Annotated in this window: 19 protein-coding genes and 1 pseudogene; 9 read left to right on the forward strand and 11 right to left on the reverse strand. The window is 71.4% G+C overall.

Translation table 11 applies throughout. From position 1 onward, the window contains the following. Positions 1-16: 16 nt before the first annotated feature. Positions 17-1,003 (reverse strand): cell envelope lipid trafficking protein PgfA, encoded by a 987-nt coding sequence (gene pgfA / locus CP983_RS29855; protein WP_125529366.1) that lies wholly within the window; start codon positions 1,001-1,003, stop codon positions 17-19. Positions 1,004-1,219: 216 nt separating this feature from the next. On the opposite strand from pgfA, the gene CP983_RS44105 reads away from it, so the two are divergent. Then, on the forward strand, positions 1,220-1,372 hold the full coding sequence (locus CP983_RS44105) for a hypothetical protein (protein WP_163016988.1): 153 nt from the start codon (positions 1,220-1,222) through the stop codon (positions 1,370-1,372). Between the two features lie 2 nt (positions 1,373-1,374). Next, the gene (locus CP983_RS29860) at positions 1,375-2,619 is read left to right on the forward strand and encodes a PucR family transcriptional regulator (protein WP_150502965.1); all 1,245 of its coding nucleotides are present in this window, start codon (positions 1,375-1,377) and stop codon (positions 2,617-2,619) included. Positions 2,620-2,650: 31 nt separating this feature from the next. Here CP983_RS29860 and CP983_RS29865 read toward each other — a convergent pair whose 3' ends face one another. Beyond that, positions 2,651-3,505 (reverse strand): hypothetical protein, encoded by an 855-nt coding sequence (locus tag CP983_RS29865; protein ID WP_150502967.1) that lies wholly within the window; start codon positions 3,503-3,505, stop codon positions 2,651-2,653. A 114-nt stretch (positions 3,506-3,619) separates the two neighbouring features. On the opposite strand from CP983_RS29865, the gene CP983_RS29870 reads away from it, so the two are divergent. Next, positions 3,620-3,883: a hypothetical protein gene (locus tag CP983_RS29870; protein WP_107906742.1), complete on the forward strand. Its 264-nt coding sequence runs from the start codon at positions 3,620-3,622 to the stop codon at positions 3,881-3,883. A 15-nt stretch (positions 3,884-3,898) separates the two neighbouring features. Here CP983_RS29870 and CP983_RS29875 read toward each other — a convergent pair whose 3' ends face one another. Beyond that, positions 3,899-4,510 carry a DUF2269 domain-containing protein gene (locus tag CP983_RS29875; RefSeq protein ID WP_150502969.1) on the reverse strand — a complete coding sequence of 204 codons (612 nt, stop codon included), beginning with the start codon at positions 4,508-4,510 and terminating at the stop codon, positions 3,899-3,901. 178 nt (positions 4,511-4,688) lie between these two features. Between CP983_RS29875 and CP983_RS44110 the strand changes: the two genes are divergently transcribed. Continuing rightward, the gene (locus CP983_RS44110) at positions 4,689-5,165 is read left to right on the forward strand and encodes a hypothetical protein (RefSeq protein WP_163016989.1); all 477 of its coding nucleotides are present in this window, start codon (positions 4,689-4,691) and stop codon (positions 5,163-5,165) included. Between the two features lie 12 nt (positions 5,166-5,177). Here the strand turns inward: CP983_RS44110 and CP983_RS29885 are convergent, their stop codons facing one another. After that, positions 5,178-7,277 carry a TerD family protein gene (locus CP983_RS29885; RefSeq protein WP_167537904.1) on the reverse strand — a complete coding sequence of 700 codons (2,100 nt, stop codon included), beginning with the start codon at positions 7,275-7,277 and terminating at the stop codon, positions 5,178-5,180. A gap of 259 nt (positions 7,278-7,536) precedes the next feature. Here CP983_RS29885 and CP983_RS29890 point away from each other — a divergent pair, with 259 nt between their 5' ends. Next, a complete protein-coding gene (locus CP983_RS29890; protein WP_030967316.1) occupies positions 7,537-8,310 on the forward strand; it encodes an IclR family transcriptional regulator in 774 nt (257 codons plus the stop codon). Continuing rightward, on the forward strand, positions 8,307-9,155 hold the full coding sequence (locus CP983_RS29895; RefSeq protein ID WP_150502973.1) for an SMP-30/gluconolactonase/LRE family protein: 849 nt from the start codon (positions 8,307-8,309) through the stop codon (positions 9,153-9,155). Before CP983_RS29890 ends, CP983_RS29895 begins: the two co-directional genes overlap by 4 nt. A 37-nt stretch (positions 9,156-9,192) precedes the next feature. Here the strand turns inward: CP983_RS29895 and CP983_RS29900 are convergent, their stop codons facing one another. The 7 genes from CP983_RS29900 to CP983_RS29930 all read right to left on the reverse strand — a co-directional run bounded on the left by CP983_RS29900 (position 9,193) and on the right by CP983_RS29930 (position 16,636). Continuing rightward, complete coding sequence (locus tag CP983_RS29900) at positions 9,193-10,593, reverse strand: NAD(P)/FAD-dependent oxidoreductase (RefSeq protein WP_150502975.1); 1,401 nt, start codon at positions 10,591-10,593, stop codon at positions 9,193-9,195. Between the two features lie 179 nt (positions 10,594-10,772). Continuing rightward, positions 10,773-11,957: an MAB_1171c family putative transporter gene (locus tag CP983_RS29905; RefSeq protein ID WP_107906745.1), complete on the reverse strand. Its 1,185-nt coding sequence runs from the start codon at positions 11,955-11,957 to the stop codon at positions 10,773-10,775. Next, positions 11,954-13,180: an MAB_1171c family putative transporter gene (locus CP983_RS29910; RefSeq protein ID WP_150502977.1), complete on the reverse strand. Its 1,227-nt coding sequence runs from the start codon at positions 13,178-13,180 to the stop codon at positions 11,954-11,956. Before CP983_RS29910 ends, CP983_RS29905 begins: the two co-directional genes overlap by 4 nt. Further along, positions 13,177-13,677, reverse strand: a complete 501-nt coding sequence (locus tag CP983_RS29915; RefSeq protein WP_150502979.1) for a toxin — start codon at positions 13,675-13,677, stop codon at positions 13,177-13,179. The genes CP983_RS29910 and CP983_RS29915 overlap by 4 nt, the downstream gene beginning before the upstream one ends. A gap of 133 nt (positions 13,678-13,810) precedes the next feature. After that, entirely contained in the window at positions 13,811-14,401 is a 591-nt protein-coding gene (locus CP983_RS29920) for a helix-turn-helix domain-containing protein (protein ID WP_150502981.1), read from the reverse strand. Positions 14,402-14,786: 385 nt separating this feature from the next. Further along, positions 14,787-16,022, reverse strand: a complete 1,236-nt coding sequence (locus tag CP983_RS29925; protein ID WP_107906749.1) for a DUF6545 domain-containing protein — start codon at positions 16,020-16,022, stop codon at positions 14,787-14,789. Then, positions 16,019-16,636 (reverse strand): toxin-antitoxin system, toxin component family protein, encoded by a 618-nt coding sequence (locus CP983_RS29930; RefSeq protein WP_107906750.1) that lies wholly within the window; start codon positions 16,634-16,636, stop codon positions 16,019-16,021. Before CP983_RS29930 ends, CP983_RS29925 begins: the two co-directional genes overlap by 4 nt. 214 nt (positions 16,637-16,850) lie before the next feature. Between CP983_RS29930 and CP983_RS29935 the strand changes: the two genes are divergently transcribed. The 3 genes and pseudogenes from CP983_RS29935 to CP983_RS29945 all read left to right on the forward strand — a co-directional run bounded on the left by CP983_RS29935 (position 16,851) and on the right by CP983_RS29945 (position 19,983). Next, positions 16,851-18,206, forward strand: coding sequence for an extracellular solute-binding protein (locus tag CP983_RS29935; RefSeq protein WP_150502983.1), 1,356 nt, complete (start codon positions 16,851-16,853; stop codon positions 18,204-18,206). Next, a pseudogene (locus CP983_RS29940) lies at positions 18,203-19,138 on the forward strand (carbohydrate ABC transporter permease). Before CP983_RS29935 ends, CP983_RS29940 begins: the two are co-directional and overlap by 4 nt. Next, positions 19,135-19,983, forward strand: a complete 849-nt coding sequence (locus CP983_RS29945; RefSeq protein ID WP_150502985.1) for a carbohydrate ABC transporter permease — start codon at positions 19,135-19,137, stop codon at positions 19,981-19,983. Before CP983_RS29940 ends, CP983_RS29945 begins: the two are co-directional and overlap by 4 nt. Positions 19,984-20,013: the final 30 nt, after the last annotated feature.

Consider the following 20,013-nt stretch of genomic DNA (forward strand, 5'->3'; position numbering starts at 1 on the left):
TAGAGCTGACGTCACGTCACATTGTGAGCGAGGGCTGGGGCATCTCGACCGTCCCGGGCTCTTCCGGGCGCTTTCGCCCGCGTGCCACCAAAACCCCGCCGACCACCGCAAGCGCGAATCCCGCCACAGCGGCCCCGATGGGCAACGTCGTACCCACGAGCCGCAACCGGTCGGTGTCCTCCCGCGCCTGCCGTACGGCCTCCTTCTGCGTGGCCGTGGTGAACGCGATCTTCTCGCTGTCCAGCAGCACCGCCGCGTCCTTGTCGCCGCCGGGCGCCCGCAGCGTGCGGCGCGGTCCGGTCTGCGCGTAGATCACCCGGCCGGTGCGCTGGTCCACGACCAGCCTGAATCCGTGGTTGGAGTACCACTCCTCGGCCAGCACCTGCGGCCGGTTCGGCTCGTCGACGAGGCTGCCGGGCACGAGGCGGGTGCCGACCTTGCGGGGCGCGACCTTGGCGGTGAACCGGTAGCCCGTGTAGCCCTGGATCTTCTCGGTGCCGTCGTAGCGCATCGTCACCGTCGTGCCGCCGGTGTTGTCCCACCACTGGTAGGAGCGTTTCTGCACGTCGAAGGGGAACTTCAGATAGGCCTCGCCCTCGATGTACGGCTTCTCGCCGCAGCAGTGCACCGGCCTGGTGGTCCTGCGGTCCATCACCCAGCGGTGCGGGGTGTAGTCCAGCGCGTCGTGCGGGTCCGCGGCCGGCAGCGACTTGTCGGTGTCGACGGTGGTGATCACGTCCCAGACGGCGTCACCGCTGCGCTCGCTCGCCGCCACGTCGCCCCGCACCCGCTGGGTGACGGTGATCCGCTGGTCGGGCACGGTCTCGATCTTGTCGGTGTCGAAGACACTCCCGGTGCCTTTGTAAACGGCGGTGGTGTCGATGTCGATGGGGTTCACGGCGGCCCGCGGGGTGACGTACCAGGCCAGCAGCGGCGCCAGTACCAGCAGAAACGTGCCGAGGCCCAGCAGGATCAGCGAGAGAGATGAGGCTGTACGGCGCATCCGGCACTCCTGGGGGGTTGACGCACGGTCGATGCTCGGTCGATGCCTGGCCGTTCTTGGGCCGGGAACCGTAGGCGTCCATTGACGGAGTGTCAATGTCTTGACGCGCTGTCACGGCTTGTCGAGACTGGGCCGACAGGCAGGGGTCGGGATCGGGCAAGCGACACCGGGGTGGGGAAACCTCCGGGACCTTCGGACAGGAAGGCTGACCCTGCGATGCCCAGACTGCTCGCCGCCGCGCTGACCGTCGCGCTCGCCGCCGTCCTCGCGGTGGGAGCCGCGCTCGGCGTCGTCGCGCTCCTTGAAGCGACCCCCGACCAGCCGAACACCCCATTGATCACCTACGAGCAAGCCGGCCAGGGGAGTTGACCGTGGCCGCCACCCGCTCCACGGCCTCGCCCGCCGCCACCCGGTCGGCCTGGCGTGACGTACCCCGCTTCCAGGTCCGTCGCTTCGCGGAGCTGGCCATGGCGGACGCGCCCGCCCTCGCCGAGGAGATCCTGCGGGAGATCCAGCGCGAGTACCCGCATCTGCCGGTCGTCCTCGACGAGTCGGGCGAGCCGATGGCCCTGGTCGGCATACGGCGCGCGATCGAGGTCTTCGTGCAGCACCTGGAGACCTCGGAGGGCCGCCCGAGGGTGCCCCCGGGCGTCTTCCAGGAGTTCGGCCGCGGCGAGGGCCTGAACGGCAGATCGCTCGACTCCCTCCAGGCGATCTACCGGCTGGGCGTACGGCTGGCCTGGCGCAGGTTCGCCGAGATCGGCCAGCGCGTCGACATCCCGCCGCCCGCGATGTACGAGCTGGTGGACGCCGGTTACGAGTATCTCGACGGCCTCGTCGACCAGTCGGTGCGCGGCTACGCCGAGGCCGCGGCGCGCCAGGCGGGCGAGCGGCTGCGTCTCCAGCGCCGGCTGATGGAACTGCTGCTGGCCGAACACCACCGGGGCGATCCCGCGGACGCCCTCACCGAGCGGGCCGCCCGGATCGGCTGGCCGCTGCCCGAGAAGGTCGCGGTGGGCGTGCTGCTGCGGCCGGCCCGGGAGGCACTGGCACCCGCCGTCGGGCAGGGCGTGCTGCTCGACCTGGAGTACGAGCAGCCGCGCATGGTCGTCCCCGAGCCGGACGCGGCCGGCCGGCCCGAACTGCTGAACCGGGCGCTGTGCGGCTGGTCGGGTGCGATCGGCCCGCCGGTGCCGCTCTCCGACGCTGCGAAGTCGCTGCGCTGGGCCGAGGCCGCCGTCCACCTGATGGAACGCCGCCTGCTGCCGGCCGGCGAGGTCCTCTACTGCACCGAGCACACGGAGGCCCTGGTACTCCTCCAGCCCGAGGAACTCATCGACGACCTGGCCGTCAGATGCCTGGCACCGCTGGAGCAGTGCGGACCCACCCACGGCCGACGCCTCGCGGAGACCCTTCTGGCCTGGCTGGAAACCAGGGGCGGCGCCCCCGAGGTGGCGGCCCGCCTGGGCGTACACCCCCAGACGGTCCGCTACCGCCTGCGCCAGATCCGGGAACTCTGGGGCGAGGAGATGGACGACCCGGACCGCCGCTTCGAACTGGAACTGGTGCTGCGCGCACAGCGGTTGAGAGGAGCCCTGGGCGAGACGCCCCGGTAGTGGTCGGGCGGGCGGCCTCGCCCGGGTGCCGTCAGAGCCCGTAACGGCTCTTCAGGTGGCGCCAGAAGTCTCGGAACATCCACTTGTCGAAGTCCGTGATCTGTGTGGCTGAGCCGGCCTTCATCAGGAAGCAGCACTGGCCGGTCGGACTCCAGTCGTAGAAGTCGTCGAGGCCGAAGGTGTGGCCGACCTCGTGCAGGTAGATGTGGATGTTCTCCTGGCCGAGCGCGGAGGTGAAGTACTCCTGTCCGACGCGCTGCCCCCAGTCACCGCCGGCCCCGCCCTGGAAGCCCTTGGTCAGCCACAGCGACTGGTCGTAGTGGCGGGCTGCGCCGCCCGGGCACCTGGAGTAGTCGCCGTCCTGGTGGAAGAACCGCCCGCAGTCGGGCGCGCACTGCGGCGCACCGCCGGAGTCCAGCGTTCCGGCGTAGATGTCGACGGAGTTGTCGCTCCACTGGAGCTGGGACCGGTTCTTCACGGCCCAGCCGATGATGTTGACCGGCACGTTCCGGTACGGCCAGGCATTGTGCCCGGTGCCGTCGCTCTCGGTCATGGCGGCCGTCCACTTCCCGAACTGCTTCTTCAGCGCGGCGTGGATCTGGTCCCGCAGGGCGGTGCTGACCGGGGCGTCGGACTCCCAGCGGACGCAGTAGTTGACGCTGCCGCGGTTGGCCATCACCTGGTCCCAGCCGTAGTTGCGGAAGCCGTAGAGGTCGGGGTACGTCGACTCGACGTGGTTCCAGACCTCGCCGAGGGGCTGGACCAGACCCGAGGGCGGATTCCACTGGTCGGCTGCCCTGGCCGGGGCGGCGGTCACGCCGGGCGCGACCACGAGGGCGAACAGCGTGACGAGCAATGCGCCGAGGCGCGACAGACGGGTACGCATCGTGAACTCCCTTGGTGGGGGACGGGACTTCACGTACCGGTCGCCGCCGGGGCGCCGGAGGTTGCCCGGGGTGGGGCACTTGTGCGGGCCGGGCCCGGCGCGCATGGTGGCCGTATGCCCGCGAACCCGGAGTTACACATCTGGCTCCAGCCTGTGAAGGGCGAACCCCTCACGCTGCGCACCGGAGACTTCCCGACCCTGGACTCGGCGGTCGCGGCCCTCAACGAGGCCTTCGACGAGTCCCGCACCCTCCGCTTCGAACTGACCGCCCCGGACGACGCCGAGAACGGCTTCGCCCTGGTCAACTTCGCGCATGTGGCGGCGGTGAAGGTGTGGCCGGGGGCGGGGAAGGGGGCGGACGACGGGCAGTACCTGTGACGACGGGTTCGCGCGTCAGGTGCCCAGCCGCGCGGGCCGGCTCCGCTCGGCCGACTCGGCCGGCTTCGTGGTGGTGCCGGACCGGCGGCCGCCGGCCTCCCGCAGCCTCCGGCCGCGCTTGGTCAGCCCCCAGGGCTTGAGCACGGAGATCACCGTCATGAAGACGTACACCGACAGGGACACGATCGGCCCCATCATGACGTCACCGGCGTCCGGCAGCGGCCCGCCCGCGGCGACGGCGGCCACCGCGGAGTTCACGCCGGGGCGCAGCGCGAAGACGGTGGCGACGGTCGTCGCGAGGGTCAGCCAGAACTTGACGTAGACCCACCGGTGCCGCGCCAGCCCCCACTGCGTGCCCAGCGACAGCACCAGCCCGCTGACCAGCGTGAGGAACGCGACCGGCAGCAGCAGCCAGTCGGCGAACAGCTTCATGGCCCGCACCGACGCCTCCACGGTCACCGCGGACCCGGTACCGGCCGCGGTGACCCCGAGCGCGAGCAGCCCGAGCGTGAGCCCGACCCAGCTCGCGGAGGCGACGACGTGGACGACGAGGGCGGTCCGGCGCGCGGGCCGGCTGAGCCGCTTGGCCGAGGCGGACGACGTGTTCTTCGAGGGCGTGGAAGACATGGACATCACGGTGCCGGTCAGGGGCGGCGGGCACGTCTGACAGCGGGAGTAACCGCGCGTACTGAGGTCGGCGTACCCGCCGCGCCCCCGCCTGCTCCGCGGGCCACGCCAGAACGATGAGTTCCCGCCCCGAGCCCGGTCACCACTGCACCTGGACCCGAAGCAGGAGGAACCCCCGATGCGCCAACCGACACCCCACCCCGCCCTGCGCCGACTCGACGTCATGCTCGGCGAGTGGGAACTGTGGGCCGCGGGCAGCACCGTCGGCCCGATCCGGACCGAGTTCGCCTGGACGGAGGGCGGCGCCTTCCTCGCCCAGCGCGCGGACGTCGGCCCCGACACCGCCCTGCCCGGCGCCTGGGCCGCGAACGCCCCCTTCCCGACCCTCGCCCTGATCGGCTACGACGACACGTCCGACGAATTCACGGTCCTCTACGCCGACGGCCGCGCGGTCGCCCGCGTCTACCGGGCCACCATGACCGGCCGCACCTGGCACCAGTGGCGCGCGGCCCCCGGCTTCCACCAACGCCTCACCGTCACCGTCAGCCCCGACGGCGACACCATCGAGGGCAACTGGGAACAGTCCCCCGACGGGGAGCGGTGGACGACGGACTTCGACGTGACGTACGTCAGACCGGGGAAGCCGCGCGACTGAAGCGGTACGGCGTCACCCCGCGCCGGCGGTCTCCTTCACCGCCGCCCGGCGCGGTGCGGGGCGGTCCAGGTGCACCACGACCGACGTGTAGAAGCGGTGCACCGCGTCGTCCACGCTGCGGATGAACCCGGACTCGGCGTTGCCTCGGGTGCTGCCCATGCCCTTGAAGAGGGAGAGGCGGAAGCCGGTGATCTGGGTCGCGCCCTTCGGCAACAGGTCCGCCGGTTCCGGGCGCAGCCGCTCCAGAGTGCCCCGAGGGCCGCCCGCCGCTCCTTCCACGAGGGTTTCGACGTGCAGGTCGGCCGGTGCCTCGGCGAGGCGGCGGACCAGACGCTTGGCCCAGGTCAGGGGGTAGCCCTGCTCGGGTGCGGGGATCTCGACCGACGTACGCAGCTTGCCGGTGCGCAGATCGGCGCCGATCGTGAGCAGCCCCGGGGCCTGTTCGACTCGAAGCTCCGCCTGGAGCCGGCCTTCGTGACAGAGCTGGTCGGCCTGCTGGATCCGGCGCGCTCCGGGATCGGCGCCACGCCTGGCGCGCTGTGCGGGCAGCACCTTCAGTCCGAGGTCGCCGCCGAGCCTGAGGCACACCTGCCGGATGAGGCGCTCCCAGTTCTCGACCACTTCCAGGGCGCGCGGATCGCCCTGGCACAGGGTTTCGTCGCTGATGCCGTTGCGCACCGGCACCCACGCCGAGCCCATGTTCTGGAAACCGTGGCAGCCGGAGTTCTCGTGCTGGAGATAGTGCAGCAGCTCCTGGAGCAGCCAGGTCCGCGCCGCGTTGCCGACTCCCTCGTGCTGGATCAACAGCTGTGCCTGATGGGCCACTTCGGCCCACGACAGGTGCCAGATCGCCACCTTGTGCTTGCGCCGCCGGTCGACCTTGACGTCGACCAGCGGGCTGCCCTCCAGCGCCACATCGTTTGACACCGTGATCACGGCCTCGTAGCCGCGCCGGGCGGCGATGTCCATGTAGGCCTGCACCTGGTCGGCCTTGAGGGCGTTGCCGTTGGTCTTGGTCTCGACGAGCGCCGTCCACAGCTTGCCGGCCCGCTCGATACGGATGACTCCGTCGGGACGTCGCGGGGTGTCGCCGTGGGGGAGGGAGACCTCGGTGAACGTCTCCATGCGGCCGGACGGCGCCCCGAACGCGGCGGTGAGCCGTCTGCCGAACCGCGGTACCTGGGCCATGACCGACAACAGCACCGAGGTGGCGCGCATCTCCCTGTCCCGGTCGCTCTTGAGCGCAGAGACGGGAAACAGCCGGGCCGGCCTCCAGGAGTCGTTCTCGGCCAGCGACTTCGGAGGTGCGCTGGGCAGCGTGACCTTCTTCTTCGCCGTACGCGGGCGCGCAGCCGCCGTCCGCCTCGCCGGCTCCCCCTCGGCGACGTCCGGCCGACGAGGGGCCGGAACCGCCTCCAGGGTCGCTGCCGCCGTGGCCGGGGCCACGGTTTCCGGCTGCCCGTTGCCGCCGACCGGGTCGACCGCTTCGACCGCCTCCACCGCGGACCCGGCCTCCACCTCGGACGCGGCTTCCGCCTCCACGGCGGATGCGGCCTCCGCCTCCGCCTCCGCGGCGTCGTCCTCGATATCGACACCGAAGTCCGTGGCGAGACCGGCCAGGCCGCTGTCGTAGCCCTGTCCGACGGCGCGGAACTTCCATTCCTCCCCGCGCCGGTACAGCTCCCCGAAGATGATCGCGCTCACCGCGTCGGCGTCGGCGATGGTGAACCGCAGGAGGCTCTCGCCGGCCGCGTCGGCGAGCCTCACCCGCACGTTCTCCAGCTCGCCGAAGCGGGCTCCGCCGTACCGGCTCGCGGCCACGACGATCCGCTCGACCTGTGGCGGCACCGCCGTGAGGTCGAAGCAGATGCGGTCCTCGTTGCCGTCCTCCGTCGGTGTCTTCCCCAGCAGCTGCACGCTGCCGTCGGCGGCCACGGGGTTGTTGTAGAAGTAGAAGTCGCCGTCGCTGCGGACCTTGCCGCCCGCGTCCAGCAGCAGGACGGACACGTCGGCGTCGCCCTCACCGGTCGGGCTGACCCAGCCCAGGCTGACGATCACCGTGCCGACGTCTTCGCTCAGGGCCGTCAGCGCCACGTTCGAGCCCTTGATCATTTCGCGCACAGAATCCCCCCAAATCGCTCACCCGGGGGCATGCATCAGCGATTCCCCCAGGTGCCTCCCCGTGCGGCAGATGTGACGAGCCGCACATGGGCAACGGTACTGGCCATCTATCGCGTCCGAGGAGCTTTCGGGCTCGTCCGCGCAGGGCCATTGCCGGGGTAAACGGACTTTGAGTAGCCTGTGTTCGTTATCCCGATCGGCTGTTGAAATATCGAACGCAGCCACATTGACGTAAGGGAGGGGGCCGGACGTGGGACGCCTCGTACCAGCCGTGACGCGGGCTCTGGACATTCTCGAGCTCTTCCTCGACGGGGACGGCACGCTCTCCGCCCCCGACATCGTGCGCAAGCTCCAGCTGCCGCGCACCACCGTGCACGAGCTCGTCACCACGCTCGCAGCCCGGTCGTACATCGTCCAGGTCCCCGGTCAGCCGGGACGGTACCGCCTGGGCGTACGGCCGTACCAGCTCGGGAGCCGATACGCCGAGCAGCTCGACCTCGCGGCCGAGGGCCAGCAGGTCGCGCGGTCCGTCGCCGAGACCTGCGACGAGACCGTGCACGTGGCGATCCTCGAGGGCACGGACGTCATCTACATCGCCAAGGTCGACTCCACGCACGCGGTGCGGATGGTGTCCGCCGCCGGCCGCAGGCTCCCCGCGCACTGCACGTCCGTCGGCAAGATGCTGCTGGCCTCCCTTCCCGAGCCGGAGCTCAGCTCCCGGGTCCCCGACGGGGCCGAGCTCGTCGCGATGACTCCGAACAGCATCACCGACCCGGTCGCCCTGCGCGAGGCCCTCGCCTCGATCCGGCAGCGGGGGATCGCCGTGGAGAGCCGGGAGTCCAACCCGGACGTCTCGTGTGTGGCCGCACCCGTGCGGGACCGTGCCGGGCAGGTCGTCGCCGCCCTCTCCATCTCCGTCCCCATGATCCGCTGGAGCGACGAGCGCCGTGCGGAGCTGGAGCAGCTCGCCGCCAAGGGCGCCGCCGAGCTGTCGGAGCGCCTCGGACACCGGAGCGTGGCATGAGCGCGGGCTACGAGGTCGCGGTCCTGGCGGAGGCCGAGCTCGGCGAGGGCCCGACCTGGGACGCGCGCGGCGGCCGGCTGCTCTGGATCGACATCCTCGGGGCGCGGATCCACACCTACGACCCCGTCTCCGGGCGGCGGAGCGTCCGTACGACCCCGCAGCACGTCGGCGCCGTCAAGCCCCGTGCCGGCGGTGGGCTCGTCCTCAACCTCCGTGACGGCGTCGGACTGCTCGACGCGGACGACAGCTTCCGCTGGCTGCACCACGAACCCGTCCCCGGCCGCCGTGCCAACGACGCCGCCGTCGCCCCCGACGGCTCCCTGTGGGCGGGCACCATGCGCTACGACGGGGCCCCCGGTGGCGGCAGCCTGTCCCGCATCACCGGTGACGGTTCGGTCGACCTCGTCCTCGACGACGTGGCGGTCAGCAACGGCACGGGCTGGAGCCCCGACGGCAGCCTCATGTACTACATCGACTCGCCCACGCGGCGTATCGACGTCTTCGACCACGCGGACGGGCGGGTCGGCGACCGGCGGCCGTTTGCCGAGATCGAGGACGGCGCCGGGTTCCCCGACGGGCTCACCGTGGATGCCGACGGCTGTGTGTGGGTGGCCCTGTGGGACGGCTCGGCGGTACGCCGCTACACACCGGCCGGCGAGCTGGACCGGGTCATCGAGCTCCCGGTGCCCCGGGTGACCGCGTGCGCGTTCGCCGGACCCGACCTGACCGACCTGTACATCACCACGGCCCGCGTCGGCCTGAAGTCCCCGCTCCCGCTGTCGGGCTCATTGCTCGTGGTCCCGGGCGCGGGGAAGGGGCTGACCCAGCCCGCCTTCGCCGGCTGACGGAAAGGTTGCGGACGGGTGCCCGTGGCGGTACCCGTCAGCGTCCCGTCCGGTCCAGCTCCCGCAGGATCTCCCGCTCCTCCTTCGTGAGCGGCGCGCCCACCGCCGGCGGCAGCGGCGGGCCGCTCAGCGTCGCCAGCACCGTCGACGGACGCAGCAGCCGCGTCGGCCCCGTGGTCATGCTCGTCACGTCCCACACCGCCGACGCCGCCGTGTACGAGGCGGTCGCCGTGCGGATCATGCGGCGGGTGTACGCGGTGACCAGACGGTCCGCGAACCCGGGCGAGCCGCCCCGGGTGCCGGGGAACCAGACGTCCTGGCTGACGGCCATCGTCCACGCCCCCTCCACCGACCGCGCCGCCGTCTTCTGCACCCGCCGGGCGAGGCCGTCCCCGGCCAGACCCGTGCGCCGCAGCTCCCGGCTCAGCACCTGCGCCCCCATCGCCGCCACCGACATGCCCTGCCCGTAGGCAGGGTTGAAGGTGGCCAGTGCGTCACCGAGGACGACGAAGCGCTCGGGCCAGTGCCGCGTCTTCTCCAGGTACCGCCGGTGGTTGCTGGTGCTGCGGCTGACGTGGACGTCGGTGAGCGGTTCCGCGCCTGAGATCAGCCGGCCCACGATGGGGTCCGGCAGGTCGAGGGCGTAGCGCAGGAAGTCGTCCGGGTCCGACGGGGGTTCGCCGCCGCCCCGGGTGCCGGCGAGGCTCACCATCCAGCGGTCGCCCTCGATCGGCAGCATCATCCCGCTGCGGCCGGGCAGGCCCAGGTAGGGGTTGGCCTGCACGATGGTCAGGGGGAAGCGATCGGCGCCGGCGGGCGTGCGGTAGAGACGGGTGGCGTTCACCAGACCGGCGTCCACCGTCTTCTCACGGACATCGGAAATGCCCAGTCCCGCCAGCCATTTGACGGCCCTTGAGCCGCGCCCGCTCGCGTCCACCACGAAGTCGGCCGGGAGTTCCTCGGTCCCCTCGGCGGTCGCGAGCCGTACTCCGGTGACCCGCTGCCGTGAGCCCGTCAGCTCCAGCGCCTGCGCCTTGCGGATCTCCACGCCGGTGTTGGCGAGCACCGCGACCCGTATCGCCCAGTCCAGCAGCGCCCGCGTGCTCGTCACCATCTGCGGCCCGGGATGCCGCCAGCGCCGGAACCAGCCCTCGGGGGTGAGGGCGACCATGCCGTTGGCGACCGGAACTTCGTGCGCGCCCGCGGCGAGCAGATGCTTGCGCATGCTCACGCCCGGCACCAGGTCCTCCATCGCGGCCAGGCCGCCCGCCATGAGGAGATGCGCGTGCCGTCCCTGCGGCAGGCCCTTGCGGTGCTCCGGTCCGTCGGGCAGCTCGTCCCGGTCGAGTACGACCACCTCGTCGGCGACCGTGGACAGGGCCGCCGCGGCCAACATGCCGGCCAGTCCCGCACCGATGACGACAGCTCTACGCGCCACTGCGACCCCTCGCACTCAGCGGCCACGAAGTCCGGCCGGCCCGGGCGCCCGGCTTGTCGACGGCAGTCCGGCAGCGCCCCCGAAAGGGCGCGGGGAACTGCGCGACAAGCCACGACGGCGCGGCACACGACCGACGGCAATTCGTGGCAACTCCCCTTCGCGGCGCTCCAGCGGAGCGCTCAGGCCCTCACCGTACCTTCACGCACCGTGTCCGCGGCAGGCGTTGCCCCCAGAGCCTGCGCCAACTCCACCAGACCGCCCGCACCGGACACCTCCGTGGCGTGCAGCCGGCAGGTGCTCGGCGTACGCAGCGGCTCCTCGCGGGCCGCCGCCCGACGGGCCGCCGCGGCGAGCATGGCGGCCTCCGCGGCGACACGCGCCTCGTGCGCGGAGGCACCCTCGGCCAGGGCGGCCGACCGCGCCCGCTCGCGCACCCGGTCGTCGAAGTACGGCGCCAGCGCCAGCAGGGCATCATGGATGGCCACTTCGCGCCAGTGCAGCCGCTCCGCAGGCGACTGCCACCAGGAGGACGCGGGCTTCGGGGCCGTCGACACGAACCCCACCCGCAGCCACAGCGGGTCCAGCCGCCGGTGGTCGCGCAGCCCGCGCCAGTGCCCGACGGCGGCCGGCAGCAGCCTCGGCAGCACGAACCCGGCGGAACAGATCAGCGCGGCCAGCGCGGCCATCGGCGGGGCGACCTTGGTGGACAGGAAGTCCAGGTCGTGGCCGGTCCAACGGGCCACCACGGCCGTGTACTTGGTCAGCTGGAACCCCACCAGGTCCAGCAGCGCGCCCACGCAGATCAGCCACAGCCCGGCCCGCAGCAGCCCGGTGACCTCCCGACCCCACCGCACGCACACCACCGACATCGCCACGATCGCCGCGCTGTGCCCGAGCAGATAGAGCACGATCATCTCGCGCATGCCGGGCGTGTTGGCGTAGTACGTGTCGAGGTCGTTCAGCCGCTCCACACGCGCGTCCGCGAGCGTGAACAGCACGACGACGGCCACGATCAGCGGGGCGTACACGGCGATGCAGCGCAGCACCAGCCGCCGTACCCGCTCCCGGGGCCCGCCGCGCCAGTTGATCAGCAGGATCAGCAGCGAGCAGCTGTACGCCGAGAGCAGCCCGTAGGTCAGCGGGGCGCCGAAGTTCGGGATGCCGGTGAGCTCGTTGACGGCGGCCAGCGTCATCGGCGCCGAGCACAGGAACACGACCGCGCCGAGCGCGATGGCGACGCACGTGGACACGGTCAGCGGGTTGCGCAGGGGCGACGGCTTGCCGGGTGTCGTGCGCGGGCGGCGGAACAGCACGGCGGCGGACAGCGCGAGGACGGCGGCCGCCAGATAGACGACAAGGCTCATACGGCGGAGCTCCGTTCGGCCGCGATCGCCGGCGCCCCGGCCGTGGCCCGCACGAGCGGCGAGCCGGCCAGCGCGTCCGCGATGCGCACGAGCGCGTCCGTGCCGGGTGCCCGTTCCTGGAACCACTCCGATTCACCGGCGTACCCCGGCCGCCGGACCGCCCGCCAGGGCGCCGGATCCGTGGCTCCGCCGTCGTGGTCCGTGAGGCAGACCCTGGCCGCCGCCGAGATCACCGCCGCCCACGCCGTCGCTGCGGCCCGCTCGGGGTCGCCGGTGGTCCGCAGGGCGGCCTCACGGGTCTCGTCGTACAACTCCCGGTCGACGTGGGCGTCCAGGTGGCTGAGCCCGTTGTGGATGCTGGTCTGGCGCCAGACCAGCCGGGTCGCGGGGGAGGACCAGCGCGGGCGCGGCAGGCGCAGCCGGCGGCGGGCGAGGATGTCGTCGAGTTCCCGCTCCAGCGGCGCGAGACGTACGTACGTCCGCCAGGCCCTCCGCCACTCGGCCAGCCGGGGCCCGGCCACCGGGATCAGCACGCCGGCGGCCGTCAGCAGGGCGCCGAGACCGGCGGCGGCCTGCGCGACGTCCGTGCCAAGTGAAGGCCAGTCCTGTCCGGACCAGCGGGCGGCCACGGCGACGAGCTTGGACAGGCTGTACCCGGCGCCGCACACGGCACCGGCGCCCAGGGTGATCAGCCCCGCGCGCAGCGGGCCCCGCACCTCACGGGCCCAGCGCAGCGCCGAGACGCCGGTGACGGAGACGGCGGTCAGGTGCCCGAGAAGATAGAGCAGGATCATCTCGCGCAGATACGGCGTCGTCGCGTAGTAGGTGTCCAGGTCCTCCCGGCGCTCCACCGGGGCGTCGCCCAGCAGGAACAGCACCGCGATGCACAGCACCACACCGGTGTAGGCGAGCACCCAGCGGCGGGCGGTGCGATGCACGCCGGGGCCGCCCCGCCACAGGACGACCAGGATCTGGGAGGCGGCGCTGTAGGCGGTGATCGCCGCATACGTCAGCGGGGCCGCGAGGTTGGGGATCTGACCGAGCCGGTTCACGGCGCCGACCGTGGGCGGGGCGCCCAGCAGGAAGCACAGTCCGCCCAGGCCCAGCACCGCGCAGATGGTGCGCAGATACGGGTCGTCCCGGTGCCGGACCAGATCCGGGGCCTTCACGACCAGGACGAGCCACAGCACCGCGCAGCTGACGTAGCCGAGCAGCCCGTTCATCCCCTGGTCCCGCGGTAGTTGAGCGCGGCCCCGATGCGCCCGGCGAGGTCCTGGGCGTCCCCGCCGGTGGCGAACACGGAGTCCGCCGACGCCTCCAGCCAGGTGCGCAGCCGACGGCCCATCAGCATGCCGAACCGGTCGGCCTCCTGCTCGTCGGCGAGGGTGAAGTCGGTGCGGGCGGCGGCGGGTTGCGGGCCGGTGGCGGGTCCGCGCCGCTGGTGCATGTGCCACACCTCATGGCAGAAGATCACTATCTGGTGCCATACGGCGGCACGCTTGTCGACGATGACGTCGTCGTGCGTCTCGCGCTCCAGCCACAGCCCGCTGGCGGTGTGCGGGGGAAACACCTCGCGGTGGACGACGATGGGGCGTCCGCGCCACTGGACGGCCGAGTCGACCACCGCCTGGAACAGGGTCTCCGCGTCCGCGGGGACGGGCACGCGGATGGGACCGATGAGGGCGTCGGCGAGACGACGCATCTCCCTGTTCGTACGCACGGTTCTCCCCGTGGCCGCTGGACGTTCGACCCTGTGCAATATGCCAAGTCCCGCGTCGCCTCAGCCACCTCGAGCACCGGCGGTCGGCCAGGGATGGCCGAAACCGAGCATGCACACGGCACGTACCGCGTCCTCAGAGGTCGTCGTCCTCTGCCGGGCCGCGCTCCGTGATCATCTCGGCCCACTCCGCCAGCGCCTGAAGCTTGCGCGGCGACATGTGCGGAGCACGCCTGGCCAGCCGGTAGAACCCGGGGGTGCGCAGCGGGGCCAGCGGATCGGCCTTCGCCTCCAGCTCTCCCAGCACCGGCTGGAGCGCCGCGTGCAGGGCCTCCGCCTCGTCCGCGGTGAAGAAGCCCGCGGGCAGGTCGAAGTGGCGCCGGATCCGGTCGGCGTGCTCCAGGCTGGGCAGTCCGCTGCGCCGCCACTCGCTGAGCCACTGTCTGCTCGTGCCCGCGATTTTGGCGAGTTCGTCGAGGGAGTACCGCTTGCCGTCGGGGCGGCGCCGGGTCTCGCGCAGGAAGTCCAGCCTCTGCCGTACGCGCTCGTCCAGGTTCGTCTCCGGCACGCTCCGCCCCGCCAGCAGGGCGACGACGGTCTCCGCGGGCATGCCGGTCGCGTACGACAGCTCCGCCACGTCCAGCACGTCGGCCAGCCCGCCCGGCCGGCCGGTGAGTTCCTCGAGGCGCTCGCGCAGTTCGGCGAGGGAAGCGTGGGCGTCTCTCACCGAGGTCTCCCTGTTCTCCCTGGGCTTGGCGGCCGGATCCGTGGCTAGGGCTTACGGGAGCGTATCGGGTCCCTCGTGCCGCGGCCAGCGACAGTTGGCAGCAATAACTGCATAAGATCGCAGCAATGGTTGACAGTGAAGGTCACCGCGAGCAATGATCGCGTCACTGAAAGACGTATTCCGCTTCTGCGGCTCACGACTTCCGACTGCGCGCCCGCCTCTTGACGCGGTCGGATGAGGCCGGGGCCTGCCTCGACGGGGGACGCGAGCTCTGCCGGCTCGCTGTCTGCGGGGCTGCCCCGGGCCTGTCACGGGGGTCCGGGCGCTGCCTTGGGGGAGCAGCGCCCGGGGCGCCCCTTGGTGCGCAACTGCCGTTAAATGCAACTCAGTTGGTTACTTGCACGCCGTCCGGCCGGACCTGTGCCCGGGCCCGTTCCCGTACGGCCCGGATGTCCTCCGCGTCGCGCAGCGCCCGGGACATGGCGCCGATGTCACCCAGCAGCTCCGTGGTGTCGGCCTCGCCCGCGCCGTCGCCCTCGCGGGCCGCGTTCCTCGCGTCGACGGCGTCCAGGATCGCCACCGCGGCGGCCAGGGCCTTCGCCCGCAGCGGCGGCAGGCCGAGGCCGACTGCGGCGTCGTAGGAACGCCCGCGCTGCTCCTCGTCCACGAACCGGGCCAGCGGCAGCAGCACATCGCGGATGAACGTCTCGCGGCGGATCAGCCGCAGCTCCGGGGTGGCGCGCAGGACGAACGGGATGCCGCCGCCGTTCACGGTCCTCATCAGCAGGTACAGCGGCCGCAGTTCGTGGTGCGCGAGCCGGATGCGCCAGCGGTCGTGCAGATACTGGCCGGCGTGCGGAAGGATGAAGCCCACTGCGACCAGGATGGCGGACAGACAGGCGATGGGCGGCGCCACCGCCGTGCTCAGCCAGTCCAGGTTCCGGCCGGTCCAACGGGCCACCACCGCGGTCACCTTGGCGGCGTCGAAGATCAGCTGCAGGGTGTAGCCGACCCCGAGGCACTTCAGGCCCCAGCGCAGCCAGGCGTCCAGTCCGTCGGTGCGGATCCAGTTCCAGATCAGCCAGTTGGTGACCAGGGCCGCCGTGGTGTGCGCGAGCAGATAGAGCACGATCAGCTCGCGCATGTACGGCGTGGTGGCGTAGTAGGTGTCCAGGTCCCGCAGCCGCTCCACGGGCACCTCGGCCAGCGCGAACAGCACCCACATCGCGATGATCACGCCGGAGTACGCGGCGACGACCCCGCGCATGGCGCGGCGGGTGCGCGGGGAGCGGTCGGACAGGCCGCTGCGCCAGGTGATGATCAGCAGCAGGCAGCACGCGCAGAACGCGGTGAGCAGGGAGTACACCCAGGGCCCTGAGAAGTTCGTGATGCCCGTCAGGCGGTTGACGCGGGCGATCGTCGACGGCGCCACGAACACGAACACCGAGCAGGCGAGCAGCAGCAGCCCGCCGACCGCGCGCAGCAGCGGGTCGTGCCACAGCCGGATGATGCTGGGCAGCTTGATGGCGAGGGCGGCGGCGAGGATCCCGGCGGGGATCCACCAGAACGTCGGATAGAACTCGTTGACGAACTCCGAGGGCGTCAGCGCGAGCGCCGTCATGGTGCCGTACCCCGCTTCTGCCCCCGGTAGCCCAGGGACCGCTGGACCGGTGCGAGGGGCGCGTCCGTGCCGCCTCCGCCCGACAGCAGCGGTCGGAACGCCGCCGCCAGTCGGTGTCCGAAGTCGTCGGCCTCCGCCTCGTCCCGTTGCCGCGAGCCGTTGCGCGCGGCCACCGCGAGGGCCGTGTCCTGCCAGCCGGGATTGCCCGCGAGGGCGTGTGCGGCGGCGCTGCCGTCGGTACGGTGGTGGCGGTGGCCCGCGTGCAGATGCCACAGCTCATGGCCGAGGACGACCAGCCGCTGCACCGCCTCCGCCCGCTCCTCGACGATGACCAGGTCGAAGTCCTGGAACTCCACGCACAGACCGGTCACTTCGATCTCGTCCGGGAACCGCTCGAACCGCAGCTCCACCGGCCGTCCGCCGCGCCGCGCGCTCATCTCCGCGCACAGCGCGCGGCACAACTCGCCGACGTCCGCCGGGGGGTGGGGTCTGGCACGCACGGCCGCGCTGAGATCGGAAGCCAGCTCCCGCATCCCGGCGGCGACGGGAGAACGCCGTGGCCGTAACGCCGCGGCGACCCGGGCCGCCCTCCTGCGCGCGCCCGCGATGTCCATCGCACCCCCTGTTCCCCCACCGTTCGGTCGGGCCGTTCGAGCCTACGCGGCGCGAAGTGTTCGCGTCATGCGATCCGACGACCGTCGTTCAACCGAGAACGACCGCCGGTGGTCGGAATTCGTGCACGAGGCATTGACTGGAAAGCGCTTGCACCCTACGGTCCCGTTCGAAGTTACGTGCAGAATTCGAGATCTCGAACAGTAAGGGCAGGCAATGGGACGACCTGACCTGAATCGCAGGCAACTTCTGGCCGCCGCCGGAGGATTGGCGGTGGCCGGCAGCTTCGGCTTCGCGGCGCTGGGCACCGGCGCCGACGCGCTCGCCTCCAGCGCGGACACCCGGGTGCGCTACTGGAACCTGTTCAGCGGCGGCGACGGCTCCAACATGATCGCGATGCTCGACGCCTTCCGCGCGGCGAACCCCGGCATCGACGTCAAGGACTCCACCCTCCAGTGGGGCAACCCCTTCTACACCAAGCTCGCCATGGCCGCCGCCGGCAACCGCGCACCCGACCTCGGCGTGATGCACCTCGGCCGGGTCACCGGCTTCTCGCCCGGCCGCCTCCTGGACCCCTGGGACGTCGACCTGCTCGCCCAGTACGGCGTACGGGAGGCCGACTTCAACCCCGCACTGTGGCAGCGCGGCGTCATCGACGGCAGGCTCTACGCCCTCCCGCTCGACATCCACGTCCAGCTCTGCTTCTACCGCAAGGACGTGCTGAAGAAGGCCGGCCTGCTCGGCGCCGACGGCCGGATCGTGCCCATCACCTCGGCCGACGACTGGTTCGGCGTGCTGAAGGAGGCCAGGAAGGCCACCAGGAAGGGCCTGCAGACCATCGGACTGTGGGTCAACGACCAGAACTTCCAGTGGTGGTTCTTCGTCGCCTTCTACACCCAGCTCGGCGGCACCTGGTTCGACAAGGACAACACCGAGGTCACCTTCGACACCGACAAGGCCACCCAGGTCCTCCAGTTCCTGCGCCGGCACGTCGCCGACGGGTACGCGAACCCGGGCATGGGCACCGTCGGCGCCGAACAGTTCATCAACGGCGCTCCCTTCGCCTGGGAGGGCAACTGGTCGGTGCCGGTCTACTCGGGCGCGAAGCTCGACTACGGCGCCGTCCCGCTGCCGCCCGTCTTCGGCGAACGGGCCACCCACGCCGAGTCGCACGCCTTCGTCCTGCCTCACCAGTCGGGTCGGGGCGGCGCCGCGAACGACGGGGCCCACCGGCTCGCCGCCTACATCGTCACGCACGCCCAGCAGTGGGCGGCCGGCGGCCACATCCCCGCGTACAGCCCCACCCTGTCCACCGCCTCGTACCGAAAGCTCGAACCGCAGAACGAGTACGCCTCGGCCATGGACCACCAGGCCACCGAGCCGAAGGTGTGGTTCGCGGGCTCCACCGGCATCCTCGCCCAGCGCGTCGGCCCGATCGTCGTCTCCTCGACCATGGGCTCCGCCAAGCCCGACGCCGTCGCCCGCCGCATGAAGAGCGAACTCGCCGCGCTGCTCGCCATGAAGAACCCCATGGACGGCCGGACCGCCGCGCAAGGAGGTGCGGCCGTATGACGACCGCCGAGTCCGTCCTCGCACCGCCCCGCGTGACGACCGCCGCCGCCGGCGCGACCCTCCGCCGCAAGCAGGGCTTCCAGCACGGCGGCTGGTTCGTGGCGCCGTTCCTGGTGCTGTTCACCCTGTTCGTGATCTGGCCGTTGCTGCGCGGCATCTACCTCAGCCTCACCGACGCCAACATCACCGGCGACGGCGAGAGCTTCGTCGGCCTCGACAACTACCGCGAGGCCCTCGACGACCCGCTGATGTGGGACGCGCTCGGCCACAGCGCGTACTTCACGCTCCTGGTCGTGCCCTGCATCACGGTCCTCGCCTTCCTGCTCGCGATGCTGGCCCATCACATCGAGCGCGGCAGATGGCTGTGGCGGCTGTGCTTCTTCGCGCCCTTCCTGCTGCCCTCCACCGTCGCCGGCAACCTGTGGCAGTGGCTGTTCAACCCCGGCACGGGAATGATCAACCACGTCCTCGGCATCGAGACCCCGTGGCTGACCGACAAGTCGTACGCGATGCTCGCCATCGTCATCACCACCCTGTGGTGGACGGTCGGCTTCAGCTTCCTGCTCTACCTCGCCGCGCTCCAGTCCATCCCCGACCACCTCTACGAGGCCGCCAGGCTCGACGGCGCGAACGCCTGGCACCGCATGGTCCACATCACCCTGCCGATGCTGCGCAACATCACCGGCCTGGTCGTCACGCTCCAGATCCTCGCCTCGCTCCAGGTCTTCGACCAGGCGGTCGTGATGCTGGACTTCGGCCCCGGACCGGAGAACTCGACCCGCACCTTCGTGTAGTACACCCTCGAAGAGGGCTTCACCAGCTATCGCGTGGGCTACGCCTCGGCGATCTCCGTCATCTTCTTCGTGATCATCGCGGTCGTCGCCCTCGCCAGGATGTGGCTGCTGCGCAACCGTGAGGAGGCCACCCGATGAGTACGGCCGCACAGCCCCGCAGGCCCTGGACCCCGAGCCAGATCGTCCTCACCTTCCTCGGCACGGCGGTCTCCGTCGTCTTCCTCGCGCCCTTCGCCTGGGGCCTGTTCACCTCCCTGAAGTCCGAGACCGAGGCGGTGGAGGTGCCCCCGCACTGGCTGCCGAAGGACTGGACGGGCCAGGCGTGGACGGCCCTGTTCGAGACCGGCAACATCACCGACTGGTTCGTGAACTCGCTGGTCGTCTCGGTCTGCGTGACGTCCGTCGTCCTGGCGGTGAGCGCACTGGCCGGATACGGCTTCGCCCGCACGGAGTTCCGCGGCAAGGGCGTGCTGATGGGCGTCGTGATGGCGGGCCTGATGATCTCCCCGGCGGTCCTCGGCGTCCCGCTGTTCACCACGGTCCAGCAGATGGGGATGGTCGACACCTACTGGGGCATGATCCTGCCGCAGTGCGCGCCCGCCGCGATGGTCTACATCCTCTACAAGTTCTTCCAGGGCGTCCCGCGCGAGCTGGAGGAGGCCGCGTTCATCGACGGCGCGGGCCGCTGGCGGGTCTTCTTCACCATCGTCGTACCGCTCGCCCGCCCCTCCCTCGCGGCGGTCGGCATCTTCACCTTCATCGCGTCGTGGAACAACTTCCTGTGGCCCTACATGGTCACCAACAACCCCGACCTGATGACCATGCCGAACGGCATCGCGACCGTCATGAACTCCTACGGCATCCAGTGGGCCCAGCTCATGGCCGGCGGCCTCATGGCGGGCCTGCCACTGATCGTCGTCTTCGTCTTCTTCCAACGGCAGATCGTCGCTGGAGTGGCCCATACGGGTCTGGCAGGCCAGTAACCCGACGAGAACGGTCGGCCCAACGCCCTT

This window comes from Streptomyces chartreusis (assembly GCF_008704715.1).
Taxonomy (GTDB): Bacteria; Actinomycetota; Actinomycetes; order Streptomycetales; family Streptomycetaceae; genus Streptomyces; species Streptomyces chartreusis.